We start from the raw sequence: 23,215 nt of genomic DNA, 5'->3' as shown, positions 1-23,215 counted from the left end.
TGCGCGGGGCAGGCACGGTCCGTCGCCGGAAGGCGGGCGGATCGGCGCGGCCGTCGGTCCCGCTTCGGGGCGCGGGACTCAGGCGGGGGCCCTCAGAAGGCGCACATTCGACACATACAACGAGCACCGGGCGTCGTGATCGCCTCGGTCGCAAGGGTGCGGCTGCTCGTCGTGGTCATGGGTGCAAGTAAACCATGCGCAGGTGCGAACGAAACGGGGCTGTCCGAATAGCGGACGTCATTGAGACATTAGGCGGACGGTGTGGAGGCGAGGGTTCCGGTCCGCTCTCCCGGTGTGGCCTGCGGGGAAGGGGCCGGTGGATCGGGTGGCCCGCGGGGGTACGAGGGGGCGGGTGCGGGGGCGGGTTGTGGCCAAGGCCACCTTCGGGGCCACGGGGCGCCGGGAGGGGCGGGGGTGGAGCGGCGCGAGGCACGGGGCCGCAGCAGGGGGCGGGCGCATCCGGCCGTCCGGACCGTAATACCCTCGGGCGCATGCTTGACGTCCTGACGGTCGCGGTCTCCGTGGCCGCGCTCGCCCTCGCCGCCTGGTGCGGCTTCGCCGCCTTCCGCGACCAGCCGACCAAGGACTGGCACTTCATCGGCATGGCCGTGGTGACCTTCCTCGTCGTGGTCCAGCTGATCGTCGGGATCGTGCAGCTGGCGCGCGGCGAGAAGGCCGAGGAGGGAGCGACGATCTTCGTCGCCTATCTGATCGGGGCGCTGTGCGCGGTGCCCATCGCCGGATTCATGTCGCTCGCGGAGCGCAGCCGGTGGGGTTCGGCCACGGTGGCCGCCGGCGCGGTCGTCCTCGCCGTGCTCGAAGTGCGTCTCTACGACATCTGGACGGTGGGCTGAGCATGACCGGGACGCAGGAGACGCAGGAGACGCAGGAGAAGGCCGCGCCGGGCGGGAAGACCCGGCTCGTCACGGGCCCCGGCATGCTGCTGGTCTGGCTGTACGGAGTGATGTCGGTCGGCGCGGTCTCGCGCTCGATCTACCAGATCGCCTCCGAGTTCGACCGGGCGCCGCTGGCGTACTCCCTGTCGGCGGTGGCGGCGGTCGTCTACGTCTTCATCACGTACACGCTGGTGCGCGGCGGCGAGAAGGCCCGCAGGGCGGCGCTGGTGTGCTGCGCCGCCGAGCTCGTGGGCGTGCTGATCGTCGGGACCTGGACGCTGGTGGAGCCGTCCGCCTTCCCGGACGCGACGGTCTGGTCGGACTTCGGCTACGGCTACCTCTTCATCCCGGTGCTGCTGCCGCTGACCGGCATCTGGTGGCTGCGCCGGTCGCGCACCGAGGCCCAGGCCGCCTGAGTCAGGCGGCCTTCTCCAGGGTCACCAGGGTGAGCCCGGGGCCCAGTTCGCGGGTGGCGACCTGGGCGTACCCCTTGCTGCGGTAGAGGCGGAGGTTGCCCTCGCTGCGGTGGCCGGTGAAGAGCTGGAAGCGCTTCGCGGACGCCGTCGAAACCGGGGTTGCTTCGGCGAAGTGGCGCTCGATGCCGTCGAGGAGCCGGCCGCCGAGACCGTGCCGCCGCATGCGGGGGTGCACGATCAGCTTGGCGATCCGTACCGTGCCGTCCTCGTCGATGCCGGCCCTCACGGAGGCCACGACCTCGTCACCGAGCCGGGCCACGAGCCCGTGTCCCTCGTCCAGTTCGGCACGCAGGGCGTCGAGCGACTGGGTGAGCGGTTCGATGGACCAGTTCCCGTACAGCTCCGCCTCGCTCTGGTAGCAGAGGTACTGCAGCTTCAGGATGTGCTCCGCGTCCCGCACGTCCGCTGCTGAGATGGTCACGCTCAGGCCCATGTGTGCACGCCTCCCGCTCATCTGGTCGATCATCGGTTTACCGCACCCTTCCCCGTCGGCCGGGGGCGGGAACCTCTGCAGCCAGCATTCTGCGCAGGCATCCCAGGCAACGGGAACGCATCGGCCCCAGACTGCCCTGTGAGATACCCAACTCTCCTGCGATTTCCCGGTAGGTGGGGTCCTCGGGGTCGAGCATCGCGGTCAGCACCCGGGGGCAGCGGCCCGGCGTCCGGGTGACGGCGTCGCGCAGGTCGCGGCGGCCCTCGTCGACCATCAGGGAGAGTTCCGGGGAGCCGTGGGGCTCGGCGCCGACCGGCTCGTGGACGGGCTCGTCGCGGTACGGGCGCTCGCGGTCGCTGGTCCGGCGGGCCCGGCGGGCCTCGGCCCTGACGGCCCGGCGCAGCCATTCGGCGGGCCGCTCGGGGGCGGCGCCGGTCTCCCGGAGCTGTTCGAGGAGGCGGAGCCAGACGGCCTGTTCGAGGTCGCCCGGATCGACGCCGGCGGCCGGCGCCTCGGCGTCGGACTCTGCGGCGAGCAGCGGCGCGAGGGCGGCGAGGAGTCCGGGGGCGGTCTCCTGGACGGGCGCTGGGGCGGGGGCGGTACCGGGGGTGGTCATGACCGGCACGATGGCGGGGTACACGGGCGTGGTTGCGGTACGGGGTTCAAACCACCCGGGAGGGGGGTGTGCGGGCCCCGTCGTCGGGCCCGCACACGGCCGGAGCGTCATCCCGCTCCGTCGCCCCGCCGCCGTCGTCGCGGTCGGTCAGCCGCGGGTGTCGAGGTCCGCGGCGGCGAGCAGCGCGGTGTCCGGGTTGTCGGCGAAGATGCCGTCGATGCCCGTCTCCAGATACCGCTTCAGGGAGCCGAAGGCGTCGCCGTACGCCGTCGGGTCCGTGCCCCGGCGGAAGTCCGCGGGCAGGAAGCTGTTCTCGTTGCGGTGGGTGTACGGGTGGAGGATCAGGCCCTCCGCGTGCGCGTCCCGGACCAGGGTCGTCGGGTCGCCGAGCCGGCCGCTCGCGTCCTTGGGGATGACCAGGTCGAGGGTGGGCCCGATGCCCCGGGCGTACGAGGCGATCCAGCGCAGGCCCTTGGGCGTGACCAGGTCGGCGACCGTGCGCGGGTCCCCCGCCTGGACGAAGTCCCAGGGGCGGCTGCTCGCGCCGGAGAGCAGGACCACGCCGGGCGCGTCCACCAGCTTCGCGAGCCGCTGGATGCTGCTCGGCTCGAAGGACTGGAGGAAGACCGGGGAGTTCGCGCGGTGGCGACCGTAGCGGCGGAGCTGCTTGGCGAGCCGCTCCTCCAGACCGAGGCCGAGGGAGCGGAAGTACGTGGGGTGCTTGGTCTCGACGTGCAGCCAGACCTCGCGGCCCCGGCGGCGGCCCTCGTCCTCGGCCCAGCGCAGCACCTCCTCGAAGGTGGGGACGGTCCAGCGGCCGTCGTACAGGGTGTTCTCCTGGCGGGTGCCCGGGATGCGCTCCTTGGCCCGCAGGGTCTTGAGCTCGGCGAGCGTGAAGTCCTCGGTGAACCACCCGGTGAGGGTGGTGCCGTCGATGCTCTTGGTGGTCTTCCGGGAAGCGAACTCGGGGTGGTCGGCGACGTCGGTGGTGCCGGAGATGTCGTTCTCGTGGCGGCAGACCAGGTGCCCGTCCTTGGTGGGGACGAGGTCCTGCTCGATGACGTGGGCGCCGAGGTCGAGGGCGAGCTGGTACGAGCCGAGGGTGTGCTCGGGCCGGTAGCCGCTGGCGCCGCGGTGGCCGATGACGGTGGGGACCGGGAGGGAGCGGTAGCCGCGGCCGTGGCCGTGCGTCGCCGCGCCGCCGGTCCGCGGGTCCGCGGCCTGGGCCGTGCCCGTACCGGCCGCGAGGGCCGTGGAGGCGCCGAGGACGGTGGCGCCCGCCGCTCCGAGAACCGTCCGCCGCGCCGGGGTCCGGCGTTCGCCCTGGGTCATGAAGTGTCCTCCTGTGTGGTGTCCCGCACCTGTCGACGGGTGCCCCCGACGCTAGGCACCAAGGCCCTACGGGTGGCAGACCTCGGCCGAACATGGCGGAAACACACGTCAACACTGCGTATCCACTCGGTGAACCCGATGTGCGCATGGCGGTGACCCGCGAGTATCGTCCTCAGCTGCACCGTCAGCTCGACTGACCCGCGTCCCACCGGAGGAACCGTTGTCCCGTCTCGCGATCATCAAGGCAGTGCTCGGGCCGGTCATGCGCCTGATGTTCCGCCCCCGCGTGGAGGGCGCCGAGAACATTCCGGGGACCGGTCCCGTCATCCTCGCGGGCAACCACCTGACCTTCATCGACTCGATGATCATGCCGATCTGCCTGGACCGTCCGGTCTATTTCATCGGCAAGGACGAGTACGTGACGGGCAAGGGCATCAAGGGCCGGGCGATGGCCTGGTTCTTCACCAGCGTCGGCATGATCCCGGTGGACCGGGACGGTGGCCGCGGCGGTGTCGCGGCGCTGATGACCGGCCGCCGGGTGCTGGAGGAGGGGAAGATCTTCTCGATCTACCCGGAGGGCACCCGCTCCCCCGACGGCCGGCTGTACCGGGGCCGTACGGGCATCGCGCGGCTGACCCTGATGACGGGCGCGCCGGTGATCCCGTTCGCGATGATCGGCACCGACAAGATCCAGCCGGGCGGGTCGGGCTTCCCGCGTCCGGGCCGGGTGACGGTCCGCTTCGGCGAGGCGATGGAGTTCTCGCGGTACGACGGGATGGACCGCGACCGCTATGTGCTGCGGGCGGTGACGGATTCGGTGATGGCCGAGGTCATGCGGCTCTCGGGGCAGGAGTACGTGGACATGTACGCCACGAAGGCGAAGGCCGCGTAGCGCCGTACACGTGTGAAGGTGCCCCGTACGGTCTGGCGGCTGTACGGGGCACCTTCGTGTTTCCGGTCGTGTTCCCGGGGCGTCAGTGCTCGACGCCGTCCTCCAGCTTCTGGCCCTTGAGAAGGAACCAGGCGGCGACCGCCGTGGCCAGGAGGACCGCCGCGCCGACGCCGGCCGCGATCCGCAGACCGTCGACGAACGCCTCCTGGGCGGCCGACATCAGGGCCGTCGCGGTGTCCGGTGCCAGGGCGCCGGAGGCCTCGGCCGCACCGCCGAGCGACTCGTGGGCGGCTGACGCGATGTCGGACGGGACACCGGCCGGGGTGGTGAAGCCCCGGTAGACTCCGGTCACGATCGAGCCGAGGACGGCGATGCCGAGCGCGGCACCCAGTTCGTAGGCGGTCTCGGAGACCGCCGAGGCGGAACCGGCCTGTTCCTTCGGGACGCTGGAGAGGATCACGTCGGCGGTGACGGTGAACGCGAAGCCCGCGCCCACACCGACGACGAGCAGGGCGGCACCGAGCAGCGGGTAGCCGGTGTGCTGGTCGATCGTCGTCAGGGCGGCCAGGGAGAGGCCGACCGCCGCGAGACCGCCGGCCACCACGGACCGTACGGAGAAGCGCCGGGCCACGAGACCCGCGATCAGACCGGCCGTGACCGCGCCGACGGCGGCGGGGAGTTCGGCGAGACCGGCCTCCAGCGGCTGGCGGCCCTGGACCAGCTGGAAGAACTGGGACAGGAAGAACACCAGGCCGGAGAGGCCCAGGATCGTCAGCAGGTCGGCGAGCACGGCGCCCGAGAACCCGCGGTGGCGGAACAGTCGCATGTCCAGGAGCGGCGTGGGCAGGGTCAGCTGCCTGCGGACGAACCAGGTCAGGGCGCCCACGCCGACGAGCGCGGCGAGGCCGACATCGAGCGACGGGCCCTTGGAGGCCAGTTCCTTGATCGCGTAGACGATGCCGATCATGCCGACGAGGGAGAGCAGCACGCTGGGCACGTCCCAGGGGCCCTGGGTCGGGTTCTTGGACTCGGGGATCAGCTTGATGCCGACGACCACGAGGACGGCCATGACGGGCAGGTTGATCAGGAAGACCGAGCCCCACCAGAAGTGCTCGAGGAGGAATCCGCCGACGACCGGACCGACGGCGGCGCCGGCCGAGGCCATGGCACCCCAGATGCCGATGGCGAGGCTGCGCTCGCGCGGGTCGTGGAAGAGGTTCCGGATGAGCGCCAGGGTGGACGGCATCAGGGTGGCACCGGCGACACCGAGCAGCGCGCGGGCCGCGATCATCATCTCGGGGCTGGTGGCGTAGGCGTTCAGCACGGAGACGGCACCGAAGGCGGTGGCGCCGATGAGCAGCAGCTTCTTGCGGCCGATGCGGTCGCCGAGGCTGCCCATGGAGACCAGGAGTCCGGCGATGACGAAGGAGTAGACGTCGCCGATCCAGAGGAGCTGGGTGCCGGTGGGCTTGAGGTCCTCGGAGAGGAAGGGGGTGGCGAGTCCGAGCACCGTGGCGTCGACCGCCACGAGGAGGACGGCGAGAACGAGGACGGACAGGGCGAGCCACCGGCCGGGGCCGCCGCGCACGCCCTCGGTATGTCCGGTGTTCCTGACGGTGGTGGTGGTCACTTCTCCACGCTCCTGCGCGCTCCGCCGAGCAGCAGCTCGGCGATCATGTACTGGAAGTCCTTGGCGGCGACCCGGCCGTCCTGCACGGCCCAGGCGCCGGAACCGATGAGCCCGTAGAGGGCCTCGGTGAGCCAGGCGGGGGTCAGATCGATCCGGAAGACGCCTTCTTCCTGGCCACGCCGGAAGAGGGCGGAGACCCGGGCGTCGAGGCGTTCCCAGCCGTCGTTCTGCTGGTCGCCCTCGAAGAGCTGGTTCTCGGTCACGAGGAACGAGAGCAGCGGTGCGACGGGCTCGACCTCGGCGACGAGCCGTCGTACGGCCTCGTCGGCGGGTCCTTCGCCGGTGCGGGCCCGTTCGTGGGCCGCCTCCAGCTCCTGGAGGCCGAGCTCTTCGAGCGCCCGCACCAGGGCGTCCCGCCCGGCGAAGTGCCGGTGCAGCGTGGCCCGGCCGATCCCCGCGGCGCGGGCGACCTCGTCCATGGTGGCGGTCGCCTTGCGGGTGAGCAGGGCGGCGGCGGCACGGAGCACCTGGATGCGATCGACTGACATGAGACGACCATACATCGAATGAGACATGAATGTCTCATTCGATAATCAGATGCCTCACCGGAGGCGGGAGCGGGATGCTGTGATCATGACGAAGCCACTGCTGCTGATAGACGTCGACGGACCTCTGAATCCGTATGCGGCGCAGCGCGAGCGGCGCCCCGAGGGGTACGCGACGCACCGGATGCGGCCGGGCGGATGGTTCGGGACGAAGCCGCTGCGGGTCTGGCTGAATCCGGGCCACGGGGGTGAGCTGCTCGCGCTGGCGGAGGCGTACGAGCTGGTGTGGGCGACCACCTGGAAGGGCGAGGCGAACGACTGGATCGGGCCTCGTCTCGGACTGCCCGAGCTGCCGTTCATCGACTGGCCCCAGATGCACGGAAAGGCCCCTCGCGGGACCTTCTGGAAGACGCGGCACATCCTGGAGTACGCGGCCGGGCGGCCGTTCGCCTGGGTCGACGACGACATCACCTCGTACGACCACGAGTACGTGGAACGGAACCACCGCGCCGCCGCCCTGCTCCTGCACGTCGACCCCCGGATCGGGCTGATCCGGCCGGACTTCGACGCGCTCGCGGAGTGGGCGGCGGCGCTGTGAACTGCTGAGCGGGCCTGGCGGGCGGGCCGAGGCGGCCCGCCGGGCGCTACTTCTTGGCGGTGGCCCAGGCGTGCTGGATCACCAGGTCCGCCTTGACCTCGACCAGCTGGGTGGCGACCGCCGAGGGGGCGGTGCCGCCCCGGCCGTCGCGGGAGGCGAGGGCGCCGGGGACGTTGAGGACCGTGCGGACCTCGGGGGTGAGGTGCTCGGAGATCTTGGCGAACTGCTCGTCCGTCAGCTCGTCCAGCTCCTTGCCCTCGGACTCGGCGACCTTCACACACTCGCCGGCCACCTCGTGCGCCACCCGGAACGGCACGCCCTGCTTGACCAGCCACTCCGCGATGTCCGTCGCGAGCGAGAAGCCGGCCGGGGCCAGCTCCTCCATGCGCTCCCGGTTGACGGTGAGCGTGGCCATCATCCCGGTGAAGGCCGGCAGCAGGATCTCCAGCTGGTCGCAGGAGTCGAAGACCGGCTCCTTGTCCTCCTGGAGGTCGCGGTTGTAGGCGAGCGGGAGCGCCTTGAGGGTGGCGAGCAGGCCGGTGTGGTTGCCGATGAGGCGGCCGGACTTGCCACGGGCCAGCTCGGCGATGTCCGGGTTCTTCTTCTGCGGCATGATCGACGACCCGGTGGAGAAGGCGTCGTGCAGGGTCACGAAGGAGAACTCCTTCGTGTTCCAGATGATGATCTCCTCCGCGATCCGGGAGAGGTTGATCCCGATCATCGCGGTGATGAAGCTGAACTCGGCGACGAAGTCACGGGAGGCCGTGCCGTCGATGGAGTTGCCGACCGAGCCGCGCTCGAAGCCGAGGTCCTTGGCGACCGCCTCCGGGTCGAGCCCGAGGGAGGAGCCGGCGAGGGCACCGGAGCCGTACGGGGAGACCGCCGTCCGGGTGTCCCACTGCCGCAGCCGCTCGGCGTCCCGGGAGAGGGACTGGACGTGGGCGAGGACGTGGTGCGCGAACAGCACGGGCTGGGCGTGCTGGAGGTGCGTACGGCCGGGCATGGCGACGTCCGAGTGGGCCTCCGCGAGACCGACCAGGGCGTCCTGGAGCTCGGCGACGAGGCCGCCGATGATCCGGGCGTGGTCGCGCAGGTACATCTTGAAGAGGGTGGCGACCTGGTCGTTGCGGGACCGGCCGGCGCGCAGCTTGCCGCCGAGGTCCGGACCGAGGCGCTCCAGGAGGCCCCGCTCCAGGGCGGTGTGGACGTCCTCGTCGGCGATGGTGCCGACGAAGGAGCCGTCGGCGACGTCCGCCTCCAGCAGGTCGAGCCCGGCGAGCATCCGGGTCAGCTCGTCCTCGGTGAGCAGCCCCGCCTTGTGCAGCACGCGCGCGTGGGCACGGGAGCCGGCGATGTCGTACGGCGCGAGACGCCAGTCGAAGTGGACCGACGCGGAGAGCTTCGCCAGCGCCTCGGCGGGACCGTCCGCGAACCGTCCGCCCCAGAGCCGGACATCACCGTTGTTGCTGCTCACAGCTACTGCTCCTCCACCTTGCGACCACGTCTCATGCATGAGTATGCAGTCGAGCGCATGATTCGTCAATCCTGACACCGTCGGCCCCGACCACTGAACGAGACGCGCGATCAGGCGGCACGGGCGAGGGTGGAGAATCCGGGCCATGGGAAAGACGTACGAACACATGGACGGACGGCTCCGTGCCTTCATCGAGGCTCAGCCGGTCTTCTTCACGGCCACCGCGCCGCTCGACGGCGACGGTCACGTCAATCTCTCCCCCAAGGGGCGCCGGGGGACGCTCGTGGTGCTCGACGAGCTGACGCTCGCCTATGTCGACTTCGGCGGCAGCAGCGCGGAGACCATCGCGCATCTGCGGGAGCCGGGCAACGGACGCATCACCCTCATGTGGACGGCCTTCTCCGGGCCGCCGACCGTGGTGCGGGTGCACGGGACCGGGGAGGCCGTGCTCCGGGACGATCCCCGCTGGGGCGAGCTCTTCGCGCGGTTCCCGGCCGAGGCCGTGGAGGGACAGGGCAGCGCGCGGGCCATCGTCGTGGTGCGCGCGCGGCGGGTCAGCGACGCGTGCGGATTCGCCGTCCCGCTGATGGAGTACCAGGAGGACCGGTCGATGCACGCCGAGTACTTCAACCGGAAGACGGACGACGAGTTCAACGCGTACTGCGAGCGCAAGGACCACATCGGGACCAGCCTCGACGGTCTGCCCGCGCTGCCCCTCCCGCTGCCGCCGCTGCCCGCCGGCTAGCCGCGCCACGCGCGCGCGTGGCGGGGGCGGGCGCCTCCCGCTCGTCGACGGGCGCGCGGCCCGGGCCTTCCCGCACGTCGACGGGCGCGCGGCCCGGGCCTTCCCGCACGTCGACGGGCGCGGGGCGACCGCCGGTCGGGCCGCCGTGCCGGAAGGGTCAGCGGTCCTTCTGGGCCAGACGCAGCAGGTGGTCGGCCAGGGCCTGGCCGCCCGTGGGGTCACGGCTGATGAGAAGCAAGGTGTCGTCGCCGGCGATCGTGCCGAGGATCGCTTGGAGTTCGGCCTGGTCGATGGCCGACGCGAGGAACTGGGCGGCGCCCGGCGGGGTCCGCAGGACCACCAGGTTGGCGGAGGCCTCGGCGGAGATCAGCAGTTCGCCGGAGAGGCGCCGCATGCGCTCCTCCTTGGCGGACTCGCCGAGCGGTGCCTGCGGGGTGCGGAAGCCGCCCTCGCTGGGCACCGCGTAGATCAGCTCGCCGCCGGTGTTGCGGATCTTGACCGCGCCCAGCTCGTCGAGGTCGCGGGAGAGCGTCGCCTGGGTGACGCTCAGCCCGTCGTCCGCGAGGAGCTTGGCGAGCTGGCTCTGCGAGCGCACCGGCTGCCGGTTGAGGATGTCGACGATCCTGCGGTGGCGTGCGGTGCGGGTCTGCGGAACGGACGGCCCGCCGTGCTCGATTTCCTGCGCGTCGGTCATCGTCGTCTCATTCTCCGGTTCGTCCTTGCCCGTTCGCCACGTCGAGGACTCCGGGCAGGGCCCGGAGGAAGGCGTCCGCCTCGGCGTCGGTGAGGACCAGCGGAGGCATGATCCGTACGACATCGGGGGCGGGCGCGTTCACCAGGAGGCCGGCGTCCTGAGCCGCCTGCTGCACCTGCGGTGCGAGGGACTCCGTGAGCACGATACCCAGCAGCAGGCCCGCACCACGGACGTGGGAGACCAGCGGGTGGCCCAGACCCTCGATTCCCTGGCGCAGCCGCTCTCCGACCGCCTTCACGTGGTCGAGGGCCGCGTCGGCGCCGAGGGTGTCCAGTACGGCGAGGCCGGCGGCGCAGGCGATGGGGTTCCCGCCGAAGGTGGTGCCGTGGTGGCCGGGCCCGAACAGGTCCGCGGCCGGGCCGAACGCGACCGTCGCGCCGAGCGGGAGGCCGCCGCCGAGGCCCTTGGCGAGGGTGACGACATCGGGCTCGACGCCCTCGTGGGCCTGGTGCTCGAACCAGTGGCCGCAGCGGCCGATGCCCGTCTGCACCTCGTCGAGTACGAGCAGGGTGCCGGTGGCGCGGGTGATCTCCCGGGCCGCCTTGAGGTAGCCGGGCGGCGGGACGACGACGCCGTTCTCGCCCTGGATGGGCTCGATGACGACGAAGGCGGTGTCCTCGGTGACCGCGGCGCGCAGCGCCTCCGCGTCGCCGTACGGGACGTGGGTGACGTCGCCGGGCAGCGGCAGGAACGGGGTCCGCTTGCCGGGCTGGCCGGTGAGCGCCAGGGAGCCCATGGTCCGGCCGTGGAAGCCGCCCCGGGTGGCGACCATGTGGGAGCGGCCGGTGAGCCGGCCGATCTTGAACGCGGCCTCGTTGGCCTCGGCGCCCGAGTTGCAGAAGAAGACCTTGCCGGGGCGGCCGAAGAGGCCGAGGAGCTTCTCGGCGAGGGCGACGGGCGGCTCGGCGACGAAGAGGTTGGAGACGTGGCCGAGGCTCTGGACCTGCCGGGTGACGGCCTCGACGATCGCCGGGTGGGCGTGGCCGAGGGCGTTGACGGCGATGCCGCCGACGAAGTCGAGGTACTCCTTGCCGTCGGCGTCCCAGACCTTGGCGCCCTCACCGCGGACGAGGGGCAGTTGGGGGGTGCCGTAGTTGTTCATGAGGGAGCCCTGCCACCGCTGGGTCAGCTGCTCGTTGCCGGTGCCGCTCATCAGTCCCCCTGTCCGTCCGGCACGACCATCGTGCCGATGCCCTCGTCGGTGAAGATCTCCAGCAGGATCGAGTGCTGGACCCGGCCGTCGATCACGCGGGCCGTGGTGACCCCGTTCCGTACGGCGTGCAGGCAGCCCTCCATCTTGGGGACCATGCCGCTGGAGAGCTCGGGCAGCAGCTTCTCCAGCTGGCTCGCGGTGAGCCGGCTGATGACCTCGTCGCTGTTCGGCCAGTCCTCGTAGAGGCCCTCGACGTCGGTCAGGACCATCAGGGTCTCGGCGCCCAGCGCCGCAGCGAGTGCCGCAGCCGCCGTATCAGCATTGACGTTGTAGACATGTCCGTCGTCCTGGGAGCGGGCGATGGAGGAGATGACCGGGATGCGGCCGTCCTCCAGGAGCGCCTGGATGGCACCGGTGTCGATGGCGGTGATCTCGCCGACCCGGCCGATGTCGATCTGTTCGCCGCCGATCACGGGACGGTGCCGGGTGGCGGAGATGGTGTGGGCGTCCTCGCCGGTGAGGCCCACGGCGAGCGGGCCGTGCTGGTTGAGGAGCCCGACGAGCTCGCGCTGCACCTGGCCGGCGAGGACCATCCGTACGACGTCCATGGCGTCCTCGGTGGTGACCCGCAGGCCCGCCTTGAACTCGCTGACGATGCCGTGGCGGTCGAGGGCGGCGCTGATCTGGGGGCCGCCGCCGTGGACGACGACCGGCTTGAGGCCGGCCTGGCGCAGGAAGACGACGTCCTGGGCGAAGGCGGCCTTGAGGTCCTCGTCGATCATGGCGTTGCCGCCGAACTTGATGACGACCGTCTTGCCGTTGTGCCGCGTCAGCCAGGGCAGCGCCTCGATGAGGATCTGGGCCTTGGGGAGCGCGGTGTGCTTCCGGGTCGTGCTCTCGGGGTTCCGGGGCTCGCTCATGACGAGTACGCGCTGTTCTCGTGGACGTAGTCGGCGGTGAGGTCGTTCGCCCAGATGACGGCGGACTCGGTGCCGGCGGCGAGGTCGGCGGTGATGCCGACCTCCCGGAAGCGCATGTCGACGAGGTCGCGGTCCTCGCCGACGGAGCCGTTCCTGCACACCCAGACGCCGTTGATGGCGACGTTGAGCGCGTCGGGCTCGAAGGCGGCCTTCGTGGTGCCGATGGCGGACAGGACCCGGCCCCAGTTGGGGTCCTCGCCGTGGATGGCGCACTTGAGGAGGTTGTTGCGGGCGATGGAGCGGCCCACCTCGACGGCGTCGTCCTCGGTGGCCGCGTTGATCACCTCGATACGGATGTCCTTGCTGGCGCCCTCGGCGTCGCCGATGAGCTGGCGGGCGAGGTCGTCGCAGACCTCCCGTACGGCCTCGGTGAACGCGTCCTGCGCCGGGGTGACGCCGGAGGCCCCGGAGGCGAGGAGGAGGACGGTGTCGTTGGTGGACATGCAGCCGTCGGAGTCGACCCGGTCGAAGGTGACGCGGGTGGCGCCCCGGAGGGCGCTGTCCAGGCCCTTGGCGTCGACGTCGGCGTCGGTGGTGAGGACGACGAGCATGGTGGCGAGGCCGGGGGCGAGCATGCCCGCGCCCTTGGCCATGCCGCCGACCGTCCAGCCGCCGTCCTTGGTGACCACGGAGGTCTTGTGGACGGTGTCGGTGGTCTTGATGGCGATGGCGGCCTTCTCGCCGCCGTGCTCGGAGAGCTCGGACGCGGCCTTCTCGACGCCGGGGAGGAGCTTGTCCATGGGGAGCAGGAGGCCGATGAGGCCGGTGGACGCGACGGCGACCTCGCCGGCGCCGACGTCCGCGCCCTGGGCGCTGAGGACCTCGGCGACCTTCTCGGCGGTGGCGTGGGTGTCCTGGAAGCCCTGGGGCCCCGTGCAGGCGTTGGCGCCGCCCGAGTTGAGGACGACGGCGGTGAGCTCGCCGCCGGCCAGGACCTGCTGGGACCAGACGACGGGGGCGGCCTTGACGCGGTTGGAGGTGAAGACTCCCGCGGCGGCGCGGCGGGGCCCGGTGTTGACCACGAGGGCCAGGTCCGGGTTGCCGTTCGACTTGATCCCGGCGGCGATGCCCGCCGCCGTGAATCCCTTCGCTGCGGTGACGCTCACGGAGCGACTCCAATCGTGGAAAGTCCGGTGGCCTCGGGGAGGCCGAGGGCGATGTTCATGCTCTGCACCGCGCCGCCGGCGGTGCCCTTGGTGAGGTTGTCGATGGCGCTGATCGCGATGATCCGGTTCGCCCCGGCGTCATAGGCGACCTGCACCTGAACGGCGTTGGAACCGTAGACGGACGCCGTCGCCGGCCACTGCCCCTCGGGCAGCAGATGGACGAAGGGCTCGTCCGCGAAGGCCTTCTCGTACGCGGTCCGTACGGCCTCGGCGGTGACGCCCGGCTTCGCGGTGGCGGTGCAGGTGGCGAGGATGCCCCGGGGCATCGGCGCCAGGGTCGGCGTGAAGGAGACGGTGACCCGCTCCCCCGCCGGTCCGCTGAGGTTCTGGATCATCTCGGGGGTGTGCCGGTGGCCGCCGCCGACGCCGTACGGCGACATGCTGCCCATGACCTCGCTGCCGAGCAGGTGCGGCTTGGCGGCCTTGCCCGCGCCGGAGGTGCCGGAGGCGGCGACGATCACGGCCTCGGGTTCGGCGAGCCCGTCGGCGTACGCGGGGAAGAGCGCGAGCGAGACGGCGGTGGGGTAGCAGCCGGGCACCGCGACCCGCTTGGCCCCCTCGAGGGCGGCGCGGGCACCGGGAAGTTCGGGAAGGCCGTAGGGCCAGGTGCCGGCGTGCGGGGAGCCGTAGTACGTCTCCCAGTCGGCGGGCTCCTTGAGCCGGAAGTCGGCGCCCATGTCGACGACGAGGACGTCCGGTCCGAGCTGCTCGGCGACGGCGGCGGACTGGCCGTGCGGCAGGGCCAGGAAGACCACGTCATGCCGACGGCCCCGCCCGGCGAGCTCATCGGCGGTGGTGGGCACGAGGACGCGGTCGGCGAGCGGCAGCAGATGGGGCTGAAGCCCCCCGAGCCGCTGCCCGGCGTTGGAGTGGCCGGTCAGGGCGCCGATCTCCACGTGGGGGTGGGCGAGAAGGAGGCGCAGGAGCTCTCCACCCGCGTATCCACTCGCACCGGCCACCGCTACTCGTACCGTCATCGAACACCCTCCTCATCGATGGCATGACTATACGCAAGCATGCAGGTTTATGCAACGAGGTCGGGGGTGGCGGGGCTGGGAGTGGGGCCGGCGGGGCGGGTTCCCCGCGTCGGTGGTCGGCGGGGCTTCGAGGTCTTCCGGGTCCAGGTCGGGCCGTGGGCCTCCGTCGGGGTCTCCTCGTCCGGATTCGCGGGCCGGGTCCGTTCGGCCCACGCCGCCACCGGAGGACCCGCCGCGCCCAGGAGCGCGAAGAACACACCGAGGAGCAGCCAGCCGGTGCGTCCGAGCGCGAGCAGCACTGGCCCTGGGCGCGGTCGGGAGCGAGACCGAAGCCGAGTGCGCATCCACCCGAGGACTCCCCCACATGGCGGCGGCCCCGCCCAGGGCGCCCATGACGACGCCGAGATTGACGAACGTGCGGAGTCCGACCCGGAAGGCGGCGGGACGTTCACCGCCGACTCACGCGATGAGCGCACCGCCCGCGGCGTTGCCCGCCGTCGCGGCCGACCGGTCCAGGGTGGCGACGAGCGCGAAGCAGAGTAGGGCGGCGGCGTCGAAGAGGCCGTTACCGACCCGGCCGGCGAAACCGGCGATGATTCAGAGCTCGCCGCGGACCGGATTCCGGCCCGCCGGGCACCCGCCGCTCGGCCTCCCCATGATCACGCCGGCCAGATGAACGGCGGCCGTTTCCCGGGGTTCGGCTCGGCCCGCGCGGCCCTCAGCCCCTGACGGACTCCGCGATCCGCCGCGCGGCCCGGCCGGGCGTGAGGTGCGTGGTGTCGACGACCTCGGCCTCACCGTGCAGCCAGGTGCGGGCGGCCTCGGCGTAGGGCTGGAGGTGGTGGAGCCGGAACGGGGAGTCGGGGCCGATGACAGTGTCGCCCGCGATACGCCGCCGCAGGGTCTCCTGGTCGGCGTGGAGCACGAAGTGCCGTACCGGAATGCCGTGGCGGGCGAGGCCCGCGCCGATCTCGCGCCAGTACTCCTCGACCAGGACGGTCATCGGCATCACCAGAGTGCCGCCGGTGTAGTCGAGCACGCGGCGGGCCGTCTCGACGACGAGCGGGCGCCACGGCGGCCAGTGCTGGAAGTTGTCCGTCGCGGGCAGCCCCGGCGTGATGTCCATGAGCGTCTCGCCGACCTTCTCGGCGTCGAGGACCCGCGAATCCGGGATCAGGTCCCGTACGAGTGCGGCAGTGGTCGTCTTGCCCACGCCGTGGGTGCCGTTGAGCCATATGATCATGGGCTCGAATCTAGCGTCGGCAGCGGCGGTACGGGGGTGAACGCCTGAGCGGAGGCGGGAGGCGGGGGATCACTCACCACCGCCCCCTTTGCATGACCATGCGAGATGATGCATACTCTTCCTATGTCCAAGGTCCTCACCTCCCTGCCCGCCGGCGAGCGCGTCGGCATCGCCTTCTCCGGCGGCCTCGACACCTCCGTCGCGGTCGCATGGATGCGCGACAAGGGCGCCATCCCGTGCACCTACACCGCCGACATCGGCCAGTACGACGAGCCCGACATCGCCTCGGTGCCCGGCCGCGCCAAGGCCTACGGCGCCGAGATCGCGCGCTTGGTCGACTGCCGCGCCGCGCTGGTCGAGGAGGGTCTTGCCGCACTCACCTGCGGGGCGTTCCATATCCGCTCCGGCGGGCGCGCCTACTTCAACACGACCCCCCTGGGCCGCGCCGTCACCGGCACGCTGCTGGTCCGGGCGATGCTCGAGGACAACGTCCAGATCTGGGGCGACGGCTCGACCTTCAAGGGCAACGACATCGAGCGGTTCTACCGCTACGGCCTCCTCGCCAACCCGCACCTGCGGATCTACAAGCCCTGGCTGGACACGGACTTCGTGACCGAGCTGGGCGGGCGCAAGGAGATGTCGGAGTGGCTCGTCGCCCACGACCTCCCGTACCGCGACAGCACCGAGAAGGCGTACTCCACCGACGCCAACATCTGGGGTGCCACCCACGAGGCGAAGACCCTGGAGCACCTGAACACGGGTGTGGAGACCGTCGAGCCGATCATGGGCGTCCGCTTCTGGGACCCGTCGGTCGAGATCGCCACCGAGGACGTCACGATCGGCTTCGACCAGGGCCGCCCGGTGTCCATCAACGGCAAGGAGTTCTCCTCCCCCGTCGACCTCGTCATGGAGGCCAACGCCATCGGCGGCCGCCACGGCATGGGCATGTCGGACCAGATCGAGAACCGGATCATCGAGGCCAAGAGCCGCGGTATCTACGAGGCCCCCGGCATGGCCCTGCTGCACGCGGCCTACGAGCGGCTGGTCAACGCGATCCACAACGAGGACACCCTCGCCCAGTACCACAACGAGGGACGGCGCCTAGGCCGGCTGATGTACGAGGGCCGGTGGCTGGACCCGCAGGCGCTCATGGTCCGCGAGTCCCTGCAGCGCTGGGTCGGCGCGGCCGTCACCGGCGAGGTGACGCTGCGGCTGCGGCGGGGTGAGGACTACTCGATCCTCGACACCACGGGCCCGGCGTTCAGCTACCACCCGGACAAGCTGTCCATGGAGCGCACCGAGGACTCGGCCTTCGGCCCGTCCGACCGGATCGGCCAGCTCACCATGCGCAACCTGGACATCGCCGACTCGCGCGCCAAGCTGGAGCAGTACGCGGGCCTCGGCCTGATCGGCAGCTCCAACCCGGCCATCGGCGCCGCCCAGGCCGCCGCGACCGGCCTGATCGGCACCATGACCGAGCTGCCCGAGGGCGGTGCCGAGGCCATCGCCTCCCGCGGCGAGGTCTCCGGCGACGACGAGATGCTGGACCGTGCCGCGATGGAATTCGGCACCGACTGACCCACCCCCGTCGAGCCCCCGCTCGACCACCCGCGGAAGCCGGCTCGACGCCCCCGTCGAGCCGGCTTCCGCGCGTCGAAACTCGGGCGCACGGGGGGCCGTCGGCCCTGCATAATGCGCGGGCGCTCCATTGGCGAGCGTGTGAGATCGGCACGGAACGGGGCGGGGCCGGGGGTGGCCCGCCCAAGGGGAGACATCAGGATGACGGGTACGGCAGGGGCGGCAGAGGCCGCTGGGGCCGCGGGTGCGGTCCGGACGGCGGGGCAGGACTGTCCCGAGTGCGGCGCGCACGTGCCAGACGGCGGGCGCTATGTCACCTGGTGCGCGGCGTGCGACTGGAACGTGGACCCCGTGACGCGGGACGAGGAGACGCCGGGGCGCGTCGAACGCCTGCGCCGGCGCCTGGCCCGGCGCGACGGGGAACGGCTCCTCGCGGAGCTCACGGAGGGGACGGACCGGACGGGGCTCGCCGGACGTACGGGGCTCACGGAAGGCGCGGGGGCCTCGGAACGTACGGAACCCTCGGACCGTACGGGGCCTGCGGACCGTACGGGGCCTGCGGACCGTACGGCGTCCGCCGAGCCCGCAGGGGCCCCCGGGCGCCCGGCGCGGCGCGGCCTTGCCGGCCGGCTGGCCACCGGGCTCGCCGTACTGGTACACGGCGTGACCCTCGCCCTGTTCCTGGGCGGGCTGTGGCTGGTCGTCGCATGGTGGGGCCGGGGCTTCCTGCCCGCGCTCGGAGGCATCGCGATCGCGCTCGCCGTCCTGCTGCGCCCCCGGTTCCGCAGCCTCAGGAAGGCCGCGGAGAGCGGGCTCGTGCTGCGTCGGCCGGACGCGCCCCGGCTGTTCGCCCTGCTCGACGAGATCGCGGAGAGCGTCGGTACGACGGGTGTCGTCGCGGTGCTGATCGACGCCGACGCCAACGCGTCCGTCAGCACGTACGGCATACGGCAGCAACGCGTGCTCCGCCTCGGTCTGGGCCTGTGGGAGATCCTGCCCCCGCAGGAACGCGTCGCGCTGCTCGGCCACGAGTTCGGCCACTACGCCCACGGTGACACCCGCCGTTCCCTGCTCGTCGGCAACGCGTTCCGCTCCCTCGACACCTGGCGCTACACGCTCGCCCCCACGCCCGCCGAGAACCTGATGGACACCTTCGTCAATCTCGTGACCGCTCCCCCGAGGCTGCTCGTCGACGGCCTCCTCGTCGTACTGGAGCACCTCACGCTGCGCGAATCGCAGCGTGCCGAGTACCTCGCCGACTCGGCCGCCGCCCGCGCGGCGGGCACCGAGGCGGCGGCCGGGCTGATGGACCGGCTCCTCATCACCGACGGGGTCGTCGGCGAACTCCGCCGGGAGTCCGTGGCGGCGCGCACCCGGCTCGGCGGTGCACGCCGCGAGGACCCGGCCGACGGGCTGTGGGAGCGGCTCGCGGCCCACGCGGCGTCGGTGCCCGAGCGCGAGTACGACCGGCTGCGCCGGGTCGCGGAGCGGCGCGGGCACCAGGTGGACTCCACGCACCCGCCGACCCACCTCCGCCACCGCAGGCTGACGCGGGGCTCGCGGGTCGGGGCCCGGATCGTGCTCGCCCCGGCGCGGACCGAGGAGGTCCATGCGGAGCTGGCCGAGGCGCGCCGGAGCATCGCCAGGGAGCTCGTACGGGGCTGAGCCGTCGCCCCCTCTGTCACATCGCCCAGTGCCCCCGCGTCAACACCGTGACGGATTCGACGAGGAGTGGGGCGCCATGCACGACGACACCTTTCTGACGGCGCTGACCGGGCGCTTCGACGCCCACGAGGAACACTTGCGGAACGTGGCCCTGCGGATCACGGGCTCGCCGGCCGATGCCGGACAGGCGCTCGCCGCGGCACGGGCGGGCCTCGGTCGGGACGAGGGGGCGGCGGGGGTACGGCCCTGGCTGACGGCGCTCGTGGGCCGGGAGTCCGTACGGCGAATCCAGGGTCGCGGGGCGGAGGGCGAGACCGGGGCGGGCGGAGCCGGTGCGAGCGGGACCGGTGGGGGTGGGACCGGTGCGAGCGGGACTACTGGGGGTGCGCCCGGTCCCCGCGCCGCAGCGGACGCGGACCGGTGCCTCCACGATTCCGTCTGGCTCGCGCTGTTCGTCGTACTGGAATCCCTCAGGGCCGAGGAACGGCTCGTCTACGTCCTGCACGACGTCTTCGGCCTGCCGCCGTACGAGACCGCCCGTATCGCCGGTGGATCACCGGACGAGGTGGCGCGCCTGGCCCGGCGGGTGCGGGCCCGGATCCGGGGCGGCGGGGCGGCCGGATCCGAAGGGGACGCAGAGGAGCGGCAGCGGGCCGTCGTGGACCGGTTCCTGGCTGCCGCAGGCGCGCGTGACGCCCGTGTGCTCGCCGCCGTGCTGGCCCCGGACGTCGTGGCGTGCTCCGAGCGCGGCCCGGTGCACGGCGCGGCGGCGGTCTCGGAGGAGGCGGCGGCGTTCGCGCGGTTCGCGGACGCCGCCCGGCCCGCGCTCGTCGACGGCGCCCTCGGAGCGGTCGCGTTCGTCGACGGGCGGCCGGTCTCCGCGGTGGCGTTCACGCTCCGCCTGGGCCGCATCGCGACCCTGACCATCACCACCGGAGAGCACCGGGTTCGCGCCCTCGACCTGGCCTTTCCCGATTCCTGACCCTTCGGGTACGGGGTGGACCCCGACCCGCGTGTCAGGGTCAACTCCGTGGAAGGGCAGGGTGGTCCCGGAGGGCGGGGCAGCCGGTCGGCGCCTAGCCTTGAGGCATGATCATCGATGCGCAGACCCGGGTACGGGTCGCCCGCCCTTCGCGGGATCTGGCCGCCGCCGAGCGGTTCTACGTCGACGGGCTCGGACTTGAGGTGCAGTGGCGGAGCGCCTCGGCGGAGCCGGGCAAGCACGACCTGCTCATGGTCGGGCCCCCGGACGGGAGTTGACACTTCGAACTGACGCATGGTCCCGAACGTCCGCTGGAGCCCGCCCCGACCGTGGACGACCTGTTCGTCGGCTATCTGGGGGCGCCCGTCGAGGAGGAGCAGGTGCGGCGGCTGGTCGAGGCCGGTGGGACCCGGGTGGCCGCGCGCAATCCTTACGGGGACGAGTGGGGCGTCACCATCGCCGACCCCGACGGGTACCGACTCGTCCTGTGCTCCCGCACCTGGGGCATATGAGAGAGCGGGGCGCGGCGGGAGGCCCCGGCCGCGCCCCGCTCGCGCGGAATCGGATTACGCCGCGGTCCGCACCGCTCGCAGGACGACGAACTTCGCGTCGCTGGCGACGAGTTCGCTGTTGCCGAAGATCCGGCGCAGCGTGACGTGGTAGCCGAGGTGGCGGTTGCCGATGACCCACAGTTCGCCGCCCGGCCGCAGCGCGCGCCGCGCGTCGGAGAACATGCGGCGGGCCGTGCGGTCGGTGGTGGCCTGGTGGGTGTGGAAGGGCGGATTGTTGAGCACGAGGTCAACGGAGCCCTCGGGCAGGTCCGACAGCCCGTCGCCGACGAGGAACTCGGCCTTGCGCCCGGCGCCCACGTGGGTGCGGAAGTTCTCCTCGGCGGAGGCGACCGCCTGGTAGGACTCGTCGGTGAAGATCAGTTCCGCGTCGGGTTCGTGGAGGGCGATGGCGAGGCCGACCACGCCGTTGCCACAGCCCAGGTCCGCGACGCGGGCCCGGCCGAGGTGACCCGGGAGGTTCGCGAGGAGGAAGCGGGTGCCGATGTCGAGGCGGTCGGCGCAGAAGACGCCGGCGTGGTTGGTGACGGTCAGCCCGGGGAGACCGGGCGCGGGGGTGTCCGCCGGAAGGTCGTACCGGTGCGGCCAGGGATTGGGGCGCGGCGTGAGGGACCGGTCGGGCGTGGTGTGGATCAGCCGGGCCTTCTTCACCGCGAGGGAGGTGCGGGTCGGGCCGAGGATCCGCTCGAAGAGGCGGAGGGTGGAGGTGTGGATCTCCTTGACCATGCCGGTGCCGATGATCACCGTGTCCTCGTGCACGGCGGGTGCGAGCCGGTGCAACTGGTCCTCCAGGAGAGCGAGGCTCTTGGGGACGCGGACGAGGAGGACGTCGATCCGCGGGGGCGGCGGGTCCTGGGTGGTGAGCAGCCGGACGGCGTCCGGGGCGGCTCCGGCGCGCGCGAGGTTGGTCCGCGTGGCCTGTACTCCGAGGTAGGAGTCGGAGATCTGGACGAGTTCGCCGGGGCCGGCGGCCTGGAGTGCGGTGACGAGGGCTCCCCAGCGGTCGCCGAGGACGGCGACGGTGCCGGACAGGTCGGTACCGGCCTCGGCCAGGTGGCCGAGGAGGTACTCGTCGGACGCGTCCCAGGCGCGCAGCTGGTCGTGCGGGTCCTCGGGATGGCGGGTGAGCGCGAAGGCGCCCCATGACGTGGTCAAACGGTTCATCGTGCCCTCAGGCTAGCCGGTCGCGGCCGTCCCCTCTCCCCGTGCGCGTCCACCGGCGGGCGCGGGCGGGCGGATGAGGCCCGGCGTTCTGGGGCCCGAGCGGGGCTGGGTGGGAGACATCCTGCGGAAGGAGTGAGGTGCGGGACGGCTGGTCGGTCAGTGGAGGGCCGCGTCGAGCTGGAGGTTCCAGAGGCCGGGGCGGCCGGTGAGGGTGACGGTGGAGAGGGGGCGGACGTCGACGTTCCAGTACGTGCCGGGCGGCGCCTTGAGGGCGTACACGAGGGCGGCCCGTACGACGGAGGGTTCGGCGACGGCGACGATGGAGCAGTCATCGGCGGGGCGGGTGTCGAGCCAGTTCCCTATCCGCGTGATGAAGGCGAGGAGGGGTTCGCCGCCGTGCGGGGCGGTACGGGGGTCGGTGAGCCAGGCGTCGACGGCGGCCGGTTCGAGGGCGGCGACCTCGGCGAGGGTCAGGCCCCGCCAGCGGCCCATGTCGCAGTCGCGCAGCGCGGGCTGGGCGAGGGGCGCGTAGCCGAGGGCGGTGCCGGTGGCGCGGCTGCGCGGGGTCGGGGAGCAGTAGCGCAGCTCGGCCGCGCCGAGCGGGATGAGCGCGGGCGCGGCGAGCTGCACGTCGTACCAGCCGGCCTCGTCCAGAGGCCGGTCGTCGTCGAAGCGTTCGGCGAGAAGGGAGGAGCTGCGTGCCGCCGTGACGAGCGTCACCCGAAGACTCATGGCCGCGATCGTGAGGCCGAGGGCGACGCGGGTCAAGGGGTCATCCGCCGGGGCGGGCGGGGCGGCGGCTCAGTGCTGCCCGAGAGCCATCCACTTGTCCGGATTCTGCAGTGGCGTGAAACCGACCTTCTCGTACACGCCGTGCGCGTCGGCCGTGGCGAGCATGATGCGGCGCAGTCCGTACGGCTCGAGGTGATCGCGTACGACGGTGACGAGCGCGGTGCCGATGCCGGTGCCGCGGGCCGGACGGTCGACGTAGACGTCGCAGAGCCAGGCGAAGGTGGCGTAGTCGGTGACGACGCGCGCGTAGGCGGCGATCTCTCCGGTCTCGCGGTGGTAGGCGCCGAAGTTGAGCGAGGTCGCGATCGCCCGGTCCTGCTTCTCCCGAGGTCGGCCGAGGGCCCAGTAGGCGTCCGTGGACAGCCAGTGGTGGACGCGGGCGGCGTCGATCCGACTCGGGTCGGCTGAGATCTCGTACGCACCGTGCAGGACGGGGCTGGTAGGGGTCGTGCTGTCGTTCATGAGCGAAGGCTTCCAGTCACGGCGGGGCTTGTCAGGCGAATTCGCCGGGGCGGGGGACCGCCGGGAGGGGGTGGGATCGGGGCGGCGGGGCGC

Annotated in this window: 23 protein-coding genes and 1 pseudogene; 9 read left to right on the top strand and 15 right to left on the bottom strand. The window is 72.2% G+C overall.

The genetic code is table 11. The annotated features are described in order from the left end of the window. Window positions 1-491: 491 nt before the first annotated feature. Together ABT154_RS10990 and ABT154_RS10985 are read left to right on the top strand one after the other, a co-directional pair. A complete protein-coding gene (locus tag ABT154_RS10990; RefSeq protein WP_351855629.1) occupies window positions 492-854 on the top strand; it encodes a hypothetical protein in 363 nt (120 codons plus the stop codon). Between the two features lie 2 nt (window positions 855-856). Beyond that, entirely contained in the window at window positions 857-1,312 is a 456-nt protein-coding gene (locus ABT154_RS10985) for a hypothetical protein (RefSeq protein ID WP_351855627.1), read from the top strand. Between the two features lies 1 nt (window position 1,313). On the opposite strand, the gene ABT154_RS10980 is transcribed toward ABT154_RS10985, so the two are convergent. The 3 genes from ABT154_RS10980 to ABT154_RS10970 form a co-directional block, all read right to left on the bottom strand. Beyond that, a complete protein-coding gene (locus ABT154_RS10980) occupies window positions 1,314-1,805 on the bottom strand; it encodes a GNAT family N-acetyltransferase (RefSeq protein WP_351855797.1) in 492 nt (163 codons plus the stop codon). Between the two features lie 37 nt (window positions 1,806-1,842). Continuing rightward, window positions 1,843-2,421, bottom strand: a complete 579-nt coding sequence (locus ABT154_RS10975; RefSeq protein ID WP_351855625.1) for a sigma-70 RNA polymerase sigma factor region 4 domain-containing protein — start codon at window positions 2,419-2,421, stop codon at window positions 1,843-1,845. A gap of 147 nt (window positions 2,422-2,568) precedes the next feature. After that, on the bottom strand, window positions 2,569-3,753 hold the full coding sequence (locus tag ABT154_RS10970; RefSeq protein ID WP_351855622.1) for a glycerophosphodiester phosphodiesterase: 1,185 nt from the start codon (window positions 3,751-3,753) through the stop codon (window positions 2,569-2,571). Window positions 3,754-3,973: 220 nt separating this feature from the next. Here ABT154_RS10970 and ABT154_RS10965 point away from each other — a divergent pair, with 220 nt between their 5' ends. Beyond that, window positions 3,974-4,645: a lysophospholipid acyltransferase family protein gene (locus ABT154_RS10965; protein WP_056566568.1), complete on the top strand. Its 672-nt coding sequence runs from the start codon at window positions 3,974-3,976 to the stop codon at window positions 4,643-4,645. A gap of 82 nt (window positions 4,646-4,727) precedes the next feature. Here ABT154_RS10965 and ABT154_RS10960 read toward each other — a convergent pair whose 3' ends face one another. After that, window positions 4,728-6,275, bottom strand: coding sequence for an MFS transporter (locus ABT154_RS10960; protein ID WP_351855618.1), 1,548 nt, complete (start codon window positions 6,273-6,275; stop codon window positions 4,728-4,730). Beyond that, window positions 6,272-6,823: a TetR/AcrR family transcriptional regulator gene (locus tag ABT154_RS10955; protein WP_351855615.1), complete on the bottom strand. Its 552-nt coding sequence runs from the start codon at window positions 6,821-6,823 to the stop codon at window positions 6,272-6,274. Before ABT154_RS10955 ends, ABT154_RS10960 begins: the two co-directional genes overlap by 4 nt. Before the next feature lie 85 nt (window positions 6,824-6,908). Here ABT154_RS10955 and ABT154_RS10950 point away from each other — a divergent pair, with 85 nt between their 5' ends. Further along, on the top strand, window positions 6,909-7,418 hold the full coding sequence (locus ABT154_RS10950) for an HAD domain-containing protein (protein WP_351855612.1): 510 nt from the start codon (window positions 6,909-6,911) through the stop codon (window positions 7,416-7,418). Window positions 7,419-7,464: 46 nt separating this feature from the next. Here the strand turns inward: ABT154_RS10950 and argH are convergent, their stop codons facing one another. After that, complete coding sequence (argH, locus tag ABT154_RS10945; protein ID WP_317876196.1) at window positions 7,465-8,892, bottom strand: argininosuccinate lyase; 1,428 nt, start codon at window positions 8,890-8,892, stop codon at window positions 7,465-7,467. Between the two features lie 145 nt (window positions 8,893-9,037). Here argH and ABT154_RS10940 point away from each other — a divergent pair, with 145 nt between their 5' ends. After that, window positions 9,038-9,637: a pyridoxamine 5'-phosphate oxidase family protein gene (locus ABT154_RS10940; protein WP_351855610.1), complete on the top strand. Its 600-nt coding sequence runs from the start codon at window positions 9,038-9,040 to the stop codon at window positions 9,635-9,637. Between the two features lie 157 nt (window positions 9,638-9,794). Here ABT154_RS10940 and ABT154_RS10935 read toward each other — a convergent pair whose 3' ends face one another. The 6 genes from ABT154_RS10935 to ABT154_RS10910 form a co-directional block, all read right to left on the bottom strand. Next, complete coding sequence (locus ABT154_RS10935; RefSeq protein ID WP_317877194.1) at window positions 9,795-10,331, bottom strand: arginine repressor; 537 nt, start codon at window positions 10,329-10,331, stop codon at window positions 9,795-9,797. Window positions 10,332-10,338: 7 nt separating this feature from the next. Then, entirely contained in the window at window positions 10,339-11,544 is a 1,206-nt protein-coding gene (locus ABT154_RS10930; RefSeq protein ID WP_351855607.1) for an acetylornithine transaminase, read from the bottom strand. Further along, a complete protein-coding gene (gene argB / locus ABT154_RS10925) occupies window positions 11,544-12,464 on the bottom strand; it encodes an acetylglutamate kinase (RefSeq protein WP_351855604.1) in 921 nt (306 codons plus the stop codon). The genes ABT154_RS10930 and argB overlap by 1 nt, the downstream gene beginning before the upstream one ends. Beyond that, window positions 12,461-13,630 carry a bifunctional glutamate N-acetyltransferase/amino-acid acetyltransferase ArgJ gene (argJ, locus tag ABT154_RS10920; protein ID WP_351855601.1) on the bottom strand — a complete coding sequence of 390 codons (1,170 nt, stop codon included), beginning with the start codon at window positions 13,628-13,630 and terminating at the stop codon, window positions 12,461-12,463. Before argJ ends, argB begins: the two co-directional genes overlap by 4 nt. Beyond that, entirely contained in the window at window positions 13,627-14,667 is a 1,041-nt protein-coding gene (gene argC / locus ABT154_RS10915; protein ID WP_351855598.1) for an N-acetyl-gamma-glutamyl-phosphate reductase, read from the bottom strand. The genes argJ and argC overlap by 4 nt, the downstream gene beginning before the upstream one ends. A 718-nt stretch (window positions 14,668-15,385) precedes the next feature. Beyond that, window positions 15,386-15,910, bottom strand: coding sequence for a P-loop nucleotide/nucleoside kinase family protein (locus tag ABT154_RS10910; protein ID WP_351855595.1), 525 nt, complete (start codon window positions 15,908-15,910; stop codon window positions 15,386-15,388). 123 nt (window positions 15,911-16,033) lie between these two features. On the opposite strand from ABT154_RS10910, the gene argG reads away from it, so the two are divergent. The 4 genes and pseudogenes from argG (at window position 16,034) to ABT154_RS10890 (ending at window position 20,647) form a co-directional block, all read left to right on the top strand. Beyond that, window positions 16,034-17,488, top strand: coding sequence for an argininosuccinate synthase (argG, locus tag ABT154_RS10905; RefSeq protein WP_351855592.1), 1,455 nt, complete (start codon window positions 16,034-16,036; stop codon window positions 17,486-17,488). 351 nt (window positions 17,489-17,839) lie between these two features. After that, window positions 17,840-19,153 (top strand): M48 family metalloprotease, encoded by a 1,314-nt coding sequence (locus ABT154_RS10900; RefSeq protein ID WP_351855589.1) that lies wholly within the window; start codon window positions 17,840-17,842, stop codon window positions 19,151-19,153. A 76-nt stretch (window positions 19,154-19,229) separates the two neighbouring features. Beyond that, entirely contained in the window at window positions 19,230-20,135 is a 906-nt protein-coding gene (locus ABT154_RS10895) for a sigma-70 family RNA polymerase sigma factor family protein (RefSeq protein WP_351855587.1), read from the top strand. Window positions 20,136-20,242: 107 nt separating this feature from the next. Beyond that, a pseudogene (locus tag ABT154_RS10890) lies at window positions 20,243-20,647 on the top strand (VOC family protein). Between the two features lie 54 nt (window positions 20,648-20,701). Here the strand turns inward: ABT154_RS10890 and ABT154_RS10885 are convergent. The 3 genes from ABT154_RS10885 to ABT154_RS10875 form a co-directional block, all read right to left on the bottom strand. Next, window positions 20,702-21,868 carry a methyltransferase gene (locus tag ABT154_RS10885; RefSeq protein WP_351855584.1) on the bottom strand — a complete coding sequence of 389 codons (1,167 nt, stop codon included), beginning with the start codon at window positions 21,866-21,868 and terminating at the stop codon, window positions 20,702-20,704. 156 nt (window positions 21,869-22,024) lie between these two features. Continuing rightward, window positions 22,025-22,600, bottom strand: a complete 576-nt coding sequence (locus tag ABT154_RS10880) for a histidine phosphatase family protein (RefSeq protein ID WP_351855581.1) — start codon at window positions 22,598-22,600, stop codon at window positions 22,025-22,027. Window positions 22,601-22,669: 69 nt separating this feature from the next. Next, a complete protein-coding gene (locus tag ABT154_RS10875) occupies window positions 22,670-23,122 on the bottom strand; it encodes a GNAT family N-acetyltransferase (protein ID WP_351855579.1) in 453 nt (150 codons plus the stop codon). Window positions 23,123-23,215: the final 93 nt, after the last annotated feature.

Source organism: Streptomyces sp. NPDC001728 (assembly GCF_040297565.1).
Classification (GTDB): Bacteria; Actinomycetota; Actinomycetes; order Streptomycetales; family Streptomycetaceae; genus Streptomyces.
The sequence above is the reverse complement of the archived record's forward strand: the minus strand, read 5'-3'. Positions and strand labels throughout refer to the sequence as shown.

Bases quoted from the DNA above. Each gene is read 5' to 3' on its own strand.
- ABT154_RS10885 (WP_351855584.1), bottom strand. From the start codon at position 21,868: ATGAACCGTTTGACCACGTCATGGGGCGCCTTCGCGCTCACCCGCCAT.
- ABT154_RS10935 (WP_317877194.1), bottom strand. From the start codon at position 10,331: ATGACCGACGCGCAGGAAATCGAGCACGGCGGGCCGTCCGTTCCGCAG.
- ABT154_RS10985 (WP_351855627.1), top strand. From the start codon at position 857: ATGACCGGGACGCAGGAGACGCAGGAGACGCAGGAGAAGGCCGCGCCG.
- ABT154_RS10910 (WP_351855595.1), bottom strand. From the start codon at position 15,910: ATGATCATATGGCTCAACGGCACCCACGGCGTGGGCAAGACGACCACT.
- ABT154_RS10990 (WP_351855629.1), top strand. From the start codon at position 492: ATGCTTGACGTCCTGACGGTCGCGGTCTCCGTGGCCGCGCTCGCCCTC.
- argB (WP_351855604.1), bottom strand. From the start codon at position 12,464: ATGAGCGAGCCCCGGAACCCCGAGAGCACGACCCGGAAGCACACCGCG.
- ABT154_RS10930 (WP_351855607.1), bottom strand. From the start codon at position 11,544: ATGAGCGGCACCGGCAACGAGCAGCTGACCCAGCGGTGGCAGGGCTCC.
- ABT154_RS10875 (WP_351855579.1), bottom strand. From the start codon at position 23,122: ATGAACGACAGCACGACCCCTACCAGCCCCGTCCTGCACGGTGCGTAC.
- ABT154_RS10880 (WP_351855581.1), bottom strand. From the start codon at position 22,600: ATGAGTCTTCGGGTGACGCTCGTCACGGCGGCACGCAGCTCCTCCCTT.
- ABT154_RS10950 (WP_351855612.1), top strand. From the start codon at position 6,909: ATGACGAAGCCACTGCTGCTGATAGACGTCGACGGACCTCTGAATCCG.
- argG (WP_351855592.1), top strand. From the start codon at position 16,034: ATGTCCAAGGTCCTCACCTCCCTGCCCGCCGGCGAGCGCGTCGGCATC.
- argC (WP_351855598.1), bottom strand. From the start codon at position 14,667: ATGACGGTACGAGTAGCGGTGGCCGGTGCGAGTGGATACGCGGGTGGA.
- ABT154_RS10980 (WP_351855797.1), bottom strand. From the start codon at position 1,805: ATGGGCCTGAGCGTGACCATCTCAGCAGCGGACGTGCGGGACGCGGAG.
- ABT154_RS10895 (WP_351855587.1), top strand. From the start codon at position 19,230: ATGCACGACGACACCTTTCTGACGGCGCTGACCGGGCGCTTCGACGCC.
- ABT154_RS10940 (WP_351855610.1), top strand. From the start codon at position 9,038: ATGGGAAAGACGTACGAACACATGGACGGACGGCTCCGTGCCTTCATC.
- ABT154_RS10975 (WP_351855625.1), bottom strand. From the start codon at position 2,421: ATGACCACCCCCGGTACCGCCCCCGCCCCAGCGCCCGTCCAGGAGACC.
- ABT154_RS10955 (WP_351855615.1), bottom strand. From the start codon at position 6,823: ATGTCAGTCGATCGCATCCAGGTGCTCCGTGCCGCCGCCGCCCTGCTC.
- ABT154_RS10970 (WP_351855622.1), bottom strand. From the start codon at position 3,753: ATGACCCAGGGCGAACGCCGGACCCCGGCGCGGCGGACGGTTCTCGGA.